Below are 12945 nucleotides of genomic sequence, written 5' to 3' on the forward strand. Positions count from 1 at the left end.
CATGGCAGATCAATCACATTCCAAACCCATTCATCACCAGGAGTATGAGAAGAAACAGCATCGTGAAGAAATGAAACAACAGGTCCTAACCTTCGGACTGATGATTTTGTTCACGATCATTGCTTTCGGAATGGTTATTTTTGAAGTGAATTCTTACTTCATCATTCCGACATTGATTATCCTTGCTGTCGTTCAGGTAGCCTTTCAACTTTATTACTTCATGCACATGAAGAATAAAGGCCATGATATGGTTGCTGTCATGATGTATGGTGGCGCGGCTGTTGCTGCTTTGACCATCATCACGTTCACATCGATTATTTGGTGGTAAGTGAATACGAGCCAAAGAAAAAAGACCGGCACACCGGTCTTTTTTCTTTATTTTCCTTGAGAGATATGACTAAATTATGAACAATAGATGAATTCCTTATGTGTGCTCGTTTTTTCGGCGATAATTAGGTAAAATGGAGAAGAACAAGTAAAACAATCTGGGGTGAGACACCAATGTGGTTAGAACTTCAAATATTCGGCTTCCGTGCCTTATGGAGCCCATATTATTTTGTATTCGTTCTGTTATTATCAGGCTTATATTTTTACATAACAGGACCTGGACGTAAAAAAGGAACGGACCGTCCAAGTACTTTTCAGCAAATCATGTTTTACAGCGGGATGCTGCTTTTATACATCATCAAAGGATCTCCTGTAGACCTGCTTGGGCACATCATGTTCACTGCCCATATGACGCAAATGGCGATTTACTACTTGCTGTTTCCGATCCTGGTCATTAAGGGGCTTCCTATATGGATATGGGAAAAAGTTTTTGCTGCCAAAGGAATAAAGTCTGTGCTTCATCTACTTACACGACCATTAATTTCTTTGCTGTTATTCAACGGACTGTTTTCCATGTATCACATGCCTGTTGTTTTCGATTATGCAAAATCCAGTGACCTGGCACACACCGTGATTACAACGATCATATTGTTCATCGCTTTTTGTATGTGGATTTCTGTTTTTCCTCCATTGGAGCGTTTAGACAGGTTAAGCCCGATATTAAAAATCGGATTCATTTTCGCCAATGGTGTGCTGATTACCCCTGCGTGTGGGCTGATTATCTTTGCTGGAGCACCGCTTTATGAAACCTACTCAGAAGCAGGAGCATGGATGCAGGCGATGAGTTTATGTGTACCTGCGGATGTCCTGAATGGTCTCGCATCGAATTTGAATGGTCCGAATTATTTTACACCGATGCCTTTGATTGAAGATCAGCAGTTAGGTGGAATCATCATGAAGATCGCTCAGGAAGTGATCTTTGGTGCGATCATCGCTTATATTTTCTTCAGTTGGTTCAACAGGGAAAGAGATACGATTGATCCACTGCCAAGTCAAGTACAGACAGAATCTTAGAGAGTTGCTAGAGGGGAAGAGGTGAAAGTATGCCGTTATTGCCGACACTGAGTACATTCTTCATTGTCTTAAGTGCTGTACTCGTCGCGATCGGTTGGGTACTGATTGTAAAAAACAAGAGAAGCTCGCATCGTAAAGTGATGATTGCAGCTGCCATCAGTGCTTTGACTTTTTTCATTATTTATTTAAGCCGTACGATTTTTGTCGGGAACACCAGCTTTGGAGGACCGGATGATGTGAAGATCTTTTATACGATCTTCTTGATTTTTCATATTTTACTTGCGACGGTCGGGGCCGTCTTCGGTATAGTGACTTTGACATTCGCTTTCAAGCGTAAGATTAAGAAACATCGTAAAATCGGTCCGGTGACGAGTATCATTTGGTTTTGTACAGCTGTTACGGGTGTCGCCGTCTATTTATTGTTATACATCATCTATGATGGTGGTACAACAACAAGTATGATAAAAGCTATATTAGGAACGTAAAGAAAAACAACGAGTCGTTGATCAACGATTCGTTGTTTTTGGTTTATCTTGTGTTGGTAAAGGGAAACAGTGTATGGATGCATAAATTTCCATATACATAAAAACAGGAAAGGGATGACCCACAATGGAATTGAAAACAGAGAGATTACAGCTATTCCCGATTACCTTAGATCTTGCACAAACATTGATGAAGAATTCGCTCGCATTTTATTACAAGTTCCAACTACCATGGAATAAAAACTGGCCTCATGATGGCTTGAAAGCACTTATGCCTATGTATGCGGAACGATTAGAAAATGATTCGGATGAATTGGGATTTGGTCCATGGGTAATGATTGATTCGGCAGGTGAGCATGTGATCGGTGACATCGGATTCAAAGGCAAACCGGACAGTGAAGGCAATGTAGAGATCGGTTATCATGTAGTCGCTTCCGAACGGAATTATGGTTATGCTTCAGAAGCTGTTCAAACGCTCTGTGAATGGGCCTTTAAGCATGCGGAAGTCGAGGGGATTGAAGCACAGTGTGATAAAGATAATATCCCTTCACAAAAAGTGTTGATTAATAACGGATTCAACCATACAGGTAGAAGCATGGATATCCTTGTTTTTAAAAAAGAAAAAAAAATCCATCAAAAAGAAAATACGCTGAATAAAGAATTATAAAAAACCTGAAGCCATGCTTCAGGTTTTTTCTTTCTTCTTATAGTTTATAGTTCCATCGAATGATGCCCGCTTCTTTCGCTGAGTTGAAAGCAATAACAACAAGTGGCCCCAGGATGAAACCGAGGAGTCCGATCAGTTGTAAGCCTAAATACATGGCGATCAACGTGGCAAGCGGTGACAATCCAATGTGCCTTCCCATGACTTTCGGTTCGACTGTCCTTCGGATGGCAAGCAGGACGATCGCTAGTAAACCGAGCTTTGTCCCGATCGCAATATCGCCGACGATAAGCATATACACCGACCATGGGCCGAGGATGACGATGGAACCGATAATAGGTATGAAATCAATAGCCCAAATGATCAGCGACATAATTAAAGCGATATCTGGAGCGATCCATAATAAACCGATCAATGAGACGACGAAAATGATGATGCTGACAAGAAACTGTGCTTTTAAAAATCCGAATACGACATAGGAAAGACGCGCGTTCATGAATTTCACTTTTTCAGAAGTGGCTTCCGTGAACTGAGCGTGCATTTTATCTCGCAATCGTGGAAGTTCAAGCATGAACAAAAACAATGCGATTAAATAAACGAGAAAACTGACGAGCAGCTCAGGTATTTTAGCAGCAGCGGCGGCTATGTTCGACAGCTGCAGCTTTTCAGAAATGGCTGTGGTCGTCCGATCGATGGCATTCATCATTTCTGCTGTCACTTTATCCACGAATTCTTTCGGCATTGATTGTGAAAAACTAGCCATGTGATCTTCCCAATCCAACAGCACATTATTGATTTGATTGATGTACTGCGGGGCGTTGTCTGCCAATTGTACGATTTGTGTGACAGCACGGGTCACAGCGAATGTTCCCAAGAGTCCAAGAAAGACAAGGAACAATAAGAAAACAATCGTCACGGACATTTTCCGGTTGATCCGGAACTTGAACTGGATGAACCTTACCGCCGGATTTAGGAATAGTGCCGTAACGAAAGCTAATATTAATGGAATAGAGACAGGTAAAATGAAATACCCTGCAATGATGAGTAGAGCGGATATTAATAGTAAAATCCACTGTTTTTTTGATAGATAACGGAACAATTTATGTATGAGTCTCCTTTCCCCCATAGACCAAACATGAGTTCAATCTTTACTCCCTTTTAAAAAAGTCGCTCACCATACAATGATGTGCGACTGTAGTTCATCCGGAAGGCGTGGATGAATGATTATATACGGCGATCGGAATCCGAGGATAGTTCTTCGACTTTTTTAAGAACTTCCTGGTTTTCATTCTCTTCCGCCCATTTTTTCAGCTTGTCCAATACCACATGTTCGGGAACTTGGCTGTGGTATTTTTTCGCAGGTTCACTCACTTTGGAAACCAATGATTTCGCTTTGGAAATGATGCTGTCTGTAAACCCTTCCTGGTGGCCGTATTCTACACCGTGCGGGTAATAGTGGCGGCCTAGAAGCGGTTTCATCAAACGGACAACAGCATCGCCTTTATCTACATCCCCTTCAAGTGCAAATCCCTGGATGCGGATATAATAGGTAATATTTTTTTCTGGTGCGGGAATTTTATAATCGTATGTGACACGCTCATAATCCCAGGATCCTCCGAGGATGAATCCATTTCTTTCCATGATTTCTGTCAATGGCTTGTAGTCAACGACGAGACCTTCAATCCCAGTACCTTCTAATTTCATTTGTTCCACCTCGCAATTGTTATGTATCTTACCTCATTTTAGTATGAAAAGGTAATGCTTGCAATTTTGGCATGACAAACGTCCTGCCATATGTTTAATATCTGTGATTACGTTCTCATTATACTATAAAAGGAAACCGGATGCATGTAATAAATTCGGTAAAACGGGGACAATAAACATTGATCATGATTAATGAGGAGGATCTTTCATGAAAAGTGTAAAAGATATCATGACAAGCGATGTCTCCATCTGTCATACGAATGACCAGTTGAGTGACGCAGCTTCTATGATGAAAGAAAAGAATGTCGGAGCTATTCCTGTCTGTGACGATCAAGGCAACCTTATGGGTATGGTGACAGACCGTGACCTAGTCATTCGTGGGTATGCAGCGAAAAAACCTGATTCTACACCGATTCAACAAGTGATGAGTGATCGTATGTACAGCTGTACACCTGATTGTTCACTAGAAGAGGCAAGCAGAATCATGGCCGAGCACCAGGTACGTCGTTTACCTGTTGTTGAAAACGGGAAACTATCCGGCATCATTTCTCTTGGTGACTTATCGACAGAAGAAATGTCCGACCATGCAGCAGGTGTTGCATTGCAGGATATCTCGGAGCGTCCTGAGCTTCACTAATTACACGGGCCTGCTTCTATGGGAGCAGGCTCTTTTTGTTTTAAGAAAAGGCTCAATCATCTCTTTCTAATCATAGCCTCCAACCGATCCGCTTATACATAAAATAAAATGGTCTTTAATGAGGAGTCCGATATGATAAAAAAATCCGTGATCTTATGTTTGGTTATTCTTTTTTTCGCCGGTTTGATCCTTCTGTTCAATCCTCCTTTAGAAGAACAGGTTGTCGAAGAGTATTCAGAACCTACCATAGAAACCGTTGGCCAACCCCAGTCTGAAAATGAAGCGGACTTTTTCTCTTTTCGTGGGTTATCCTCTGACGAATTAACGGAGGAAATGGGGGAACCGCTCAGGAAAGATCCTAGTGAATATGGATACGACTGGTGGGTTTATGGCTCTGAAGAGGAGGTCGAGATGCAATTTGGGATTCAGGACAGACAAGTAGTCACAGGGGTTCTTTTTAAGAAGGACGTGGGGCCCGTTCGTGTTCATGATGCTTACGAAGAGGTTGCTGAATCCTATTCCTTTGAATCGTCCTATCGTCTGGATAGTGAAGGAGCTTATACACTGAAGCTGACAGAAAGGGATATCGCTGAAAGACCTGTGATTTCTTTAGGGGATCGCTGGACCGCGCAGTTATATTTTGACAACGTGACCAAAGAAATTTTTGCGATTCGGATGTTGAGGAATGATATCCTTCTGAAGCACCAACCCTACAAAGTCGTCTATCGTGGTACCCTTCCTCTTCAAGAGGTCTTGGACGAGAAGGCATGGGGCAAAATCGAAGATGGAATGGAAGCGCAAATCCTATCCATTACAAATGGCGTCCGTGCTCTCCATGATGCCGGTCCTCTTTTGGAGCACGAAGAAGCCTCTTTCGTCGCCTACGCACATAGCCGGGATATGGATCAAAACAATTATTTTTCTCACTATTCCCAGAATGGAGACGGTTTGAAGGAGCGTCTGGGGGAGATTTTATATGTGCGAGCCGGGGAAAACATTGCTTCCCAATATGTAGATGCCACCGCAGCGGTCCATGGCTGGTTGAACAGTCCAGGGCACAGAAAAGCCCTGCTTGATCCTCATTACACACACCTTGGTGTCGGCGTTCACGGGCGGTATTATACACAGAATTTCTTGACTGTCCCATGAACGCCCGTTTCTTTTCTGCATAGGCTATACTGTAGTTCTTACAGTGAGGTGTAAAAGGTATGAGTACAAATGAATTGCACCCGAGCGTCCAGCAGTTCAAAGCCTTTGTCAACAAACACCCGAAAGTGAAGGGACAGTTGAGGAAAAATCATAAATTGATTCAAAGTTATTACGAGAAGTATATGATCCTCGGCGAAGATGACCCTTTTTGGGATTCCCTGCCATCTGCGAAAAAGGAAAGTTCTACAGCGAAGATGGACTGGATCAAACAGCTGGGTGGCCTGATGGAAGAAATCAATTGGGAAGAGGTTTCAAGACAAATCGATGAACTGAACGGAGCGATTGGGCAATTTCAGCAGCTGATCACCAACGTCAAGAAGGAATCAGGCAAAAATCAGAAGGAAATGGAATACCCTTATTACTAAAATCAGGCAGGTGGAAAAGATCTTTCATTTCCATCTGCTTTCCTATTTGATAAGATAGAAGATGGAGGTGGACATGTACTATGCTAGCTACAATGGAAATTGTCGATCTGCTGGACCACTCTGAATCGATTGGGCAGATGGTCTTGCATTCAGAGACCATGCAAGAATACCAGGAGGCTAAGACAGCTCTTGAAAATGATAAAGAGGCGCAAAGGCTCATTAAAAACTTTGCAGATATGAAAGAGCATTACGAGGATGTGCAGCGTTTCGGCCGTTATCATCCCGATTACAATACCATCATGAAAAAAGTCCGCTCTGTAAAAAGAGAGATGGATATGCATGAGACGGTAGCTCACTTCAAAAAAGCTGAACGCAATATCCAGAAGCTTCTGGATGAAATCAGCGAAAGTGTAGCCTTTAGTGTAAGTGAGCAAATCAAAGTGCCGAAAAACGGCATGGCGCTTACCGACACAGGTTGCAGTGGAGGATGTGGAAGCGGCGGCAGCTGTGGCTGCGCTTCTTAAGGATCAGTAAAACGAATACAGTCGTCGCATAAGTTCCCACAGCAGAACATTTTCCGCTGGGGAACTAAAAAGCGGACACGATAAATATAGAGCGCCTGATTCTTGCGTACATAGCTCATCGCAAGGGTCAGGCGTTTTCCTTTCATCGCTTTTGAGGCACACCACTTTAAAATTTCTTCCACATCTTTTTGTGTTGTCCCTTCTTCCGGTTGCAAATAGACGAAAGGGATTCCAGCGACCTTTTTGAAAAATACATGAGTAATTTCGTCTGATTTCTGTAAAAGCTCTTCAAAAACAAGGGATGCCCGTTCATGGTCTGTAAGCATGAACACCAACCTCCTCATTGCCGTAAGCTTTGATATTTGGTAAACTGACGTTAATCTATTATGTTCGATGGGGAGTAGAGTCAAACAATGATCCGAACAAAACGACAAGGACTAATTGTATATTTTCAACATATGAAAAACATTAGACAGATTAAGAAACATGGTCATCTGATTCACGCATCCAAGAAAATGAAGTATGCCTTATTGTATGTGAACCAGGAAGATATCGAGTATAAAATGGAAAAGCTCGAACGCTTACCATTCGTTTCCCGTGTTGTTCCTTCCTATAAACCCGAAGTTCGCACGGAATACGAAGGGGCGAAGCCTGACAAAGCTAAACAGTATGATTATAAGATGGGCATCTGATTGCACCAAAAAAAGCGTCCGCTTCTTCAGCGGACGCTTTTTTGATGTTGGCGGGTTCATGATTGCGATGTCTCAGCTTAATGGGGCGATGAATTTATTCATTCGAAGAATTCCAATTAAATGCTGATAAAAAAGCTCTGTTTCAGGAAAAAGGTTGGAAGGTTTGATGGTGAATTCCGCGATTTCTTTTCCTGCCTGCTCGACCATTTTTTTATACATCTCAAAGCGTTGATTCGGCTTTTCATGAGGGTTGGGGATGCCTTCCCTGCAAATATAGATCGGTTGGAATTTATCGTTATGTGCAGGCTTCATCACTAAAGATAAAGAAGCGACCGGCTCGCCATTTTTTTCGCTATAGAAAGCGATGGCATGCTGAATGCGTTCAGGCATCCGCGTCCCGAGGTCGATCAGTTCATAAATATCCGCATAACCTTCGCCAAGTTCGATGAATTTTTGTATCATAGATATGTACATCCTTTCTAATCAGCTCTGATACTCATTGATTATTAGTTATTAAAGTATATGGCAGGTTTCTTGAAAACTCGATTTCGAGACTTTTGTTGAGCGGATTGGGGCTGCGGGGAATAACTCGCTTTCCGCGGGAGCGCGGTGAGCCTCCTCAGGCTGACGCCTTGCGGGGTCTCACCAAGCACTCTTTTCCCGCAGGAGTCTCGCCATTCCCCTCCGCCCCTTTGCCACATGAGGTTCTCGAAATCATTTCTCAAAAAATCAGCTTGAATGATTGAGGGAAGTGGTTAATATAGACCTTTCCACAGAACGTAAAAGCTTGATAAAGAGCGCTTTATACTTCTAACAGTGGATAGTGGAAGACAAACCAACTTGGTAAAGGGGATCGTTTCACATCTATATCGAATGGGGTGGTTGGGAAGCTGCGAGACTCCCGTGGGAGAAGGAGATAGGCGAGATCCCGCAGGACGTAGTCCGAGGAAGCTTGGCGCTCCCCCACAGGAAAGCGAGTAGCTTCCCAGCCACCCCTGATGCTCAACCAGGCAACGAACCCCGGAAACATCTCGAAACTGAGTCTTCCACAATCGGGAGCTTTTCTGGAATAAACAATGAGAGATAACAGAACAATCTATTAAACAATCAAATTAAAGGTAGCACGAAAGCTTGTGCATGTAAATTGGAAAAGGAGGGGAGCAGGATGAAGCGATTATGGATTCCGCTCACTTTACTTCTCAGTGTGTCCACCCTCATGCTCCTTTATCAGTGGGACCGAGCAGAAGCGGGTAGCGGAAAAGTCAGTAAGTCTCAACATCTGGACGTTTCCATGACTGTCAAAGAGAATGAGCTGCAGTTTGGTTATACATATGAACACTTAAAACCAGGAATTTACACGCTTGAGATCCCGGAAAAAGCAACAGGAATCGTGTGTTCACAAAAAGAGTCGCCCTGTCGCATAACCAACCAAGAAACTCCCGAAATGATCTTGGAGAAGGAAGGGAAAGTTCTTGTGGAGTATACAATGCGAATGCCTGAAAACGAGGTCATCAACGACTGGCTCCTTGTGGTGAAGAAAGAGGATCGTCTGGTGCAGCCACCCTTTTCATTAACGATACAGGATTATGATGAGATGAAAGACCCATGGCTTGTTCCTACCGCTAAGAAAAGTGATATCCAAATGGAAAACCTGCGTTATTACAAGTTTTCTTCCATGGATGAAACACTGCCTCTCACAAGAAAAGGCGAAGCCTCCTTATGGAAGAAAGGAAATAGTATAGTTACATATGAAGCAGGAACAGAGCTTTCGGATGCAGTCAAACAGGAGTTACAAAGCTTTCTGAAGGGGACGGGTCCTGTTTTGATTCAGCTTGATCAATCCGATACGAAAATTTCTGACAACCTTATGAGGGTTGAAGGAAGAGATGTGAAGGAGTTGCAAGCGGAATATATTGTGGAACACTTGAGAAAAGCCACCACAGAAGAAGATCCTTGGGAGTTAAAGATCGTCAAAGATGTTTTTACAAAGAAGAAAACAACGATGGCGAATGAAATAGCAGCCTTCCTATCAGAGGAAGAGCTCATGTTGTGGAAAAAAAGTCTGCTGCAAGCTGAAAATATCAAAGATTTAGGATTACACCTTGATGAAGCATTATCCAGCGTATTTGGAGCAGAAACGTCCTATTTCCAAAACTATGAGGCCCCTGCAAAAGATAACCTTTACTTTGTTGAAGATCGATATGTCTTTTATCATGACCAGCTTGTCACAGAACGCATCGTTCATTATCATGGAGCGCCTTATCTTTCATTACTCGATATCAGTCGTGTGCTGGATTATGACCTTACGGAAATTGAGAAAAATGCGGTCTATCGTTTAGAGGTTCCCGGAAAGGAATATCGCTTTTATATCGATCAACCGACGTTTATCGTCAATAAAGAGAGCTTCGGGATGGGGGAGGAACTATTGATCATGGTAGAAGATTCTCCTTATATAAAAAGGCAGGATCTTCAGGGGTTGTTGGATATAAACCTTACGACCAGTCCGAAATAAAGGCAAAAAAATAGGGCCGCCCATTACGGGCGACCCCGCTTTTCTGAATCATCAGAGATGAAACAAAAAAGTAAAGGGAGAGGAGAAACCGGAGGAAGAGCTTATGGGGATGTAAGCCTTCTCCGTTTTCAGAAGCAGTATCATCCGCTTCAAGTGCTAGTATGTACGTTGCTGAACGACCTTATTCACTTGAAATAAAAAAATGTGCAAAATTTTATGGCTGAATAATCTTCCAGCCAGCTCCACTGCAAGGCTCGGCTTATGCTTGTCGTGTCTCCCAGGGCACTTCCAAACCCTGTACTTCCCTGTGGAGTCTGTTTTGTGGTAGGATTATGGGGAATGCTGACAAGTGAGGTGTACAGGATGCGAGTGATTGCTGGTGAATTTAAGGGACGTCCGTTGAAATCTGTCCCTACACATAAAACCAGACCGACGACAGATAAGGTGAAGGAAGCGGTCTTTCATGGAATCGGCCCTTTTTTCGAGGGCGGTAAAGCTCTGGATTTGTTTGCTGGGAGCGGTGGTCTCGGGATCGAAGCTTTGAGCCGTGGCGTGGATTCTTGTGTGTTCGTCGATCAACAGCAAAAAGCGATCCAAACCATTTATGAAAATATAAAAACGCTCGACATTAATGAGCGCACAGAAGTTTTCAAAACCGATGCCATGCGCGCGATCAAGGCGGCTGGTAAACGGGGATTGACGTTCGATTATATTTTCCTCGATCCACCCTATAAGAAGTTATCTTATCAGGACTTAATGGAAGCGCTTTTAGAATTTGAATTGGTCGGTGAACATGCGACCATCGTTTGTGAACACGATGCTTCAGAAAAAATACCTGAAGAAGTGGGGCGTCTGAAACGTATGAAAACCGATCATTATGGAAGTAATATCGGTGTATCGATTTTTGAGTAAGGAGAGAAGGGTATGACACGTATTGCGATTTGCCCGGGAAGTTTCGATCCCGTTACATATGGACATTTGGATATTATCCGAAGAGGGGCCAAAGTCTTTGACCACGTGATTGTGGCGGTCTTTAACAATCAGAGTAAATCTCCTCTATTTGATGTGAACGAACGCACGAAATTGTTGGAAGAAGTAACAAAGGATATCGACAATGTGTCAGTGGATGCCTGCAGTGGCCTTTTGATGGATTATGCAGAGGAAAAAGGAGCGCATGCCATCATTCGAGGTTTGAGGGCTGTGAGTGATTTTGAATATGAAATGCAAATCACTTCCATGAACCGGAAGCTGAATGAAGATATTGAAACGTTTTTCGTGATGACAAACAATCAATACTCTTTCTTGAGTTCAAGCATTGTCAAAGAGGTGGCAAAATACCGAGCGAACATCAGTGACCTTGTACCGCCCCCTGTAGAAAAAGCTCTTTCGGAAAAATTTTAAGGAAGTTAAAAAACGATCTCTACGGATTAAATACGTAGGGATCGTTTTTTCATTTTACGCTCACTGTTCCATTTGACCGCGATCATGAGCATGATCATGAGCAAAGTAATCGGCGGTCCATAATGGTTGAAAAATGCGAGAATGGGGGTGGTAAAGTTTTCATTAGGATTCCAGATTGGCATGCTCTGCTGTTGAAAAGGACGGTAAACGAAATACAACACATAAATCAGTCCTGCCGCAACAAAACCATGGGCAATCCTTGCCAGTGCATATGGTTTGAATCGAATATCCGTCTCAGCGAGGATGCTTGCGATTTGCGCCTGAATCGAAAACCCGTGAAAACCGAGAATAAAGCTTACGATCAAAAGCTGAGCGAGCAATGGTTCATGTGTTTCGGTAATCGCACCGATGCCTGTCGTCAATTCCAGCATGCCTGCTGTAAAAGGAACATGGAAAGTTTCTGGGAGTCCTGTATAAAAGAGCAGGTGCGAAAAAATATGAATAGCTCCCGTTTGCTTCAACAATTCTGTAAGGACGGAAAAAAGCATAATAAAACCACCGACCATAAGAAGCGTGTCCACAGATCGCGTGACCGCATCCCCCATCAATTTCCCCAGCGTCCGGCCATCCTCCAGCCGGGATTGGTGCATTTTACTGAAAGCATCTTTCCATGAAGAATAAGCCCTGTCCATGCTTCGTTCCTGATCATTTCTCTTATAAAAGCGCATGCCGATGCCCACTAGAAAATTCCCGCCGTAATGGGCGATGGCAATGAGAATGCCAAGGCTTGCATCGTGAAAGAATCCTACTGCGATCGCTCCGAAAATGAATAGCGGGCTGGAAGCGTTTGTGAAAGCAACGAGTCTCTCTGCTTCTACACGGCTCACTTGTCCTTTTTTACGAAGGTCCGCGGTCCATTTTGCACCAGAGGGATAGCCGCTTGCCATGCCCATCACCCAAACGAACCCGCCACATCCGGGGACATTGAACAATGGTCTCATGAACCGTTCACTAAGGGCACCGAGTCCGTGGACAACACCGAATCCGATTAAAAATTCTGCGGTTATAAAAAATGGTAGAAGGGAAGGGAAGACGATTTCCCACCAAAGATCAAGGCCCCTGAGACTAGCGGACAGGGCATCTCGTGGATATAAAATCAAGGAAACCGCAAGCGCCGAAGCGAGCAGCGTCAATGCGGCGGTTTTCAATTTGGAAATCGAGAACGCCTCCTTAGACATGGCTGTTTTCTGTACTTCTCATCATAGGAATAGTAGAATGGGAATAGATTTCGACGCGTGCTCACAGGTTGTCTATATTCCATGTGTACGCTCATAAGGGAATGGTTTATTCCATA

The 12945-nt window shown here is 43.4% G+C and carries 17 protein-coding genes; 12 read left to right on the forward strand and 5 right to left on the reverse strand.

All coding sequences use genetic code 11. The annotated features are described in order from the left end of the window. The first annotated feature begins 1 nt into the window (after position 1). The 4 genes from ctaF to BLS23_RS11950 all read left to right on the forward strand — a co-directional run bounded on the left by ctaF (position 2) and on the right by BLS23_RS11950 (position 2550). A complete protein-coding gene (gene ctaF / locus BLS23_RS11935) occupies positions 2–328 on the forward strand; it encodes a cytochrome c oxidase subunit IVB (protein WP_089652779.1) in 327 nt (108 codons plus the stop codon). 173 nt (positions 329–501) lie between these two features. Further along, a complete protein-coding gene (ctaG, locus tag BLS23_RS11940) occupies positions 502–1401 on the forward strand; it encodes a cytochrome c oxidase assembly factor CtaG (protein ID WP_089652780.1) in 900 nt (299 codons plus the stop codon). A 29-nt stretch (positions 1402–1430) separates the two neighbouring features. Further along, positions 1431–1886, forward strand: coding sequence for a DUF420 domain-containing protein (locus BLS23_RS11945; protein WP_089652781.1), 456 nt, complete (start codon positions 1431–1433; stop codon positions 1884–1886). Positions 1887–2010: 124 nt separating this feature from the next. Then, positions 2011–2550 carry a GNAT family N-acetyltransferase gene (locus BLS23_RS11950; protein ID WP_089652782.1) on the forward strand — a complete coding sequence of 180 codons (540 nt, stop codon included), beginning with the start codon at positions 2011–2013 and terminating at the stop codon, positions 2548–2550. A 37-nt stretch (positions 2551–2587) separates the two neighbouring features. On the opposite strand, the gene ytvI is transcribed toward BLS23_RS11950, so the two are convergent. Together ytvI and BLS23_RS11960 are read right to left on the reverse strand one after the other, a co-directional pair. Beyond that, on the reverse strand, positions 2588–3646 hold the full coding sequence (gene ytvI / locus BLS23_RS11955) for a sporulation integral membrane protein YtvI (protein WP_089652783.1): 1059 nt from the start codon (positions 3644–3646) through the stop codon (positions 2588–2590). 125 nt (positions 3647–3771) lie between these two features. Continuing rightward, positions 3772–4251 carry a YugN family protein gene (locus BLS23_RS11960; protein WP_089652784.1) on the reverse strand — a complete coding sequence of 160 codons (480 nt, stop codon included), beginning with the start codon at positions 4249–4251 and terminating at the stop codon, positions 3772–3774. A 208-nt stretch (positions 4252–4459) separates the two neighbouring features. Between BLS23_RS11960 and BLS23_RS11965 the strand changes: the two genes are divergently transcribed. The 4 genes from BLS23_RS11965 (at position 4460) to BLS23_RS11980 (ending at position 6986) form a co-directional block, all read left to right on the forward strand. Continuing rightward, the gene (locus tag BLS23_RS11965) at positions 4460–4888 is read left to right on the forward strand and encodes a CBS domain-containing protein (RefSeq protein ID WP_089652785.1); all 429 of its coding nucleotides are present in this window, start codon (positions 4460–4462) and stop codon (positions 4886–4888) included. 132 nt (positions 4889–5020) lie between these two features. After that, positions 5021–6037, forward strand: a complete 1017-nt coding sequence (locus tag BLS23_RS11970; RefSeq protein WP_167356077.1) for a CAP domain-containing protein — start codon at positions 5021–5023, stop codon at positions 6035–6037. A 59-nt stretch (positions 6038–6096) separates the two neighbouring features. After that, entirely contained in the window at positions 6097–6462 is a 366-nt protein-coding gene (ylbD, locus tag BLS23_RS11975; protein WP_089652787.1) for a spore coat protein YlbD, read from the forward strand. An 80-nt stretch (positions 6463–6542) separates the two neighbouring features. Beyond that, positions 6543–6986, forward strand: coding sequence for a YlbF/YmcA family competence regulator (locus BLS23_RS11980; protein WP_089652788.1), 444 nt, complete (start codon positions 6543–6545; stop codon positions 6984–6986). Here the strand turns inward: BLS23_RS11980 and BLS23_RS11985 are convergent. Then, positions 6983–7312, reverse strand: a complete 330-nt coding sequence (locus BLS23_RS11985) for a hypothetical protein (RefSeq protein WP_089652789.1) — start codon at positions 7310–7312, stop codon at positions 6983–6985. The two genes, BLS23_RS11980 and BLS23_RS11985, sit on opposite strands and share 4 nt — an antisense overlap. A gap of 87 nt (positions 7313–7399) precedes the next feature. Here BLS23_RS11985 and BLS23_RS11990 point away from each other — a divergent pair, with 87 nt between their 5' ends. Beyond that, positions 7400–7678, forward strand: coding sequence for a YlbG family protein (locus tag BLS23_RS11990; protein ID WP_181898701.1), 279 nt, complete (start codon positions 7400–7402; stop codon positions 7676–7678). Between the two features lie 72 nt (positions 7679–7750). On the opposite strand, the gene BLS23_RS11995 is transcribed toward BLS23_RS11990, so the two are convergent. Then, positions 7751–8140: a DUF7147 family protein gene (locus BLS23_RS11995; protein WP_089652790.1), complete on the reverse strand. Its 390-nt coding sequence runs from the start codon at positions 8138–8140 to the stop codon at positions 7751–7753. A gap of 703 nt (positions 8141–8843) precedes the next feature. Here BLS23_RS11995 and BLS23_RS12000 point away from each other — a divergent pair. From BLS23_RS12000 to coaD, 3 genes are all read left to right on the forward strand, one after another. After that, positions 8844–10190 (forward strand): hypothetical protein, encoded by a 1347-nt coding sequence (locus tag BLS23_RS12000; protein WP_089652791.1) that lies wholly within the window; start codon positions 8844–8846, stop codon positions 10188–10190. Between the two features lie 339 nt (positions 10191–10529). Then, positions 10530–11102: a 16S rRNA (guanine(966)-N(2))-methyltransferase RsmD gene (gene rsmD, locus BLS23_RS12005; protein ID WP_089652837.1), complete on the forward strand. Its 573-nt coding sequence runs from the start codon at positions 10530–10532 to the stop codon at positions 11100–11102. 12 nt (positions 11103–11114) lie between these two features. Then, positions 11115–11591, forward strand: a complete 477-nt coding sequence (gene coaD / locus BLS23_RS12010; protein WP_089652792.1) for a pantetheine-phosphate adenylyltransferase — start codon at positions 11115–11117, stop codon at positions 11589–11591. A gap of 26 nt (positions 11592–11617) precedes the next feature. Here the strand turns inward: coaD and ylbJ are convergent, their stop codons facing one another. Beyond that, the gene (ylbJ, locus tag BLS23_RS12015) at positions 11618–12829 is read right to left on the reverse strand and encodes a sporulation integral membrane protein YlbJ (RefSeq protein WP_089652793.1); all 1212 of its coding nucleotides are present in this window, start codon (positions 12827–12829) and stop codon (positions 11618–11620) included. Positions 12830–12945 lie beyond the last annotated feature (116 nt).

Origin of the sequence: Halobacillus aidingensis, assembly GCF_900104185.1 — a bacterium.
Taxonomy (GTDB): Bacteria; Bacillota; Bacilli; order Bacillales; family Halobacillaceae; genus Halobacillus; species Halobacillus aidingensis.

What these genes read in the sequence shown, in the direction of transcription:
- ctaF (WP_089652779.1), top strand. Translation starts at nt 2, where the DNA reads ATGGCAGATCAATCACATTCCAAACCCATTCATCACCAGGAGTATGAG.
- ctaG (WP_089652780.1), top strand. Translation starts at nt 502, where the DNA reads ATGTGGTTAGAACTTCAAATATTCGGCTTCCGTGCCTTATGGAGCCCA.
- BLS23_RS11945 (WP_089652781.1), top strand. Translation starts at nt 1,431, where the DNA reads ATGCCGTTATTGCCGACACTGAGTACATTCTTCATTGTCTTAAGTGCT.
- BLS23_RS11950 (WP_089652782.1), top strand. Translation starts at nt 2,011, where the DNA reads ATGGAATTGAAAACAGAGAGATTACAGCTATTCCCGATTACCTTAGAT.
- BLS23_RS11960 (WP_089652784.1), bottom strand. Translation starts at nt 4,251, where the DNA reads ATGAAATTAGAAGGTACTGGGATTGAAGGTCTCGTCGTTGACTACAAG.
- BLS23_RS11965 (WP_089652785.1), top strand. Translation starts at nt 4,460, where the DNA reads ATGAAAAGTGTAAAAGATATCATGACAAGCGATGTCTCCATCTGTCAT.
- BLS23_RS11970 (WP_167356077.1), top strand. Translation starts at nt 5,021, where the DNA reads ATGATAAAAAAATCCGTGATCTTATGTTTGGTTATTCTTTTTTTCGCC.
- ylbD (WP_089652787.1), top strand. Translation starts at nt 6,097, where the DNA reads ATGAGTACAAATGAATTGCACCCGAGCGTCCAGCAGTTCAAAGCCTTT.
- BLS23_RS11980 (WP_089652788.1), top strand. Translation starts at nt 6,543, where the DNA reads ATGCTAGCTACAATGGAAATTGTCGATCTGCTGGACCACTCTGAATCG.
- BLS23_RS11985 (WP_089652789.1), bottom strand. Translation starts at nt 7,312, where the DNA reads ATGCTTACAGACCATGAACGGGCATCCCTTGTTTTTGAAGAGCTTTTA.
- BLS23_RS11990 (WP_181898701.1), top strand. Translation starts at nt 7,400, where the DNA reads ATGATCCGAACAAAACGACAAGGACTAATTGTATATTTTCAACATATG.
- BLS23_RS11995 (WP_089652790.1), bottom strand. Translation starts at nt 8,140, where the DNA reads ATGATACAAAAATTCATCGAACTTGGCGAAGGTTATGCGGATATTTAT.
- BLS23_RS12000 (WP_089652791.1), top strand. Translation starts at nt 8,844, where the DNA reads ATGAAGCGATTATGGATTCCGCTCACTTTACTTCTCAGTGTGTCCACC.
- rsmD (WP_089652837.1), top strand. Translation starts at nt 10,530, where the DNA reads ATGCTGACAAGTGAGGTGTACAGGATGCGAGTGATTGCTGGTGAATTT.
- coaD (WP_089652792.1), top strand. Translation starts at nt 11,115, where the DNA reads ATGACACGTATTGCGATTTGCCCGGGAAGTTTCGATCCCGTTACATAT.
- ylbJ (WP_089652793.1), bottom strand. Translation starts at nt 12,829, where the DNA reads ATGTCTAAGGAGGCGTTCTCGATTTCCAAATTGAAAACCGCCGCATTG.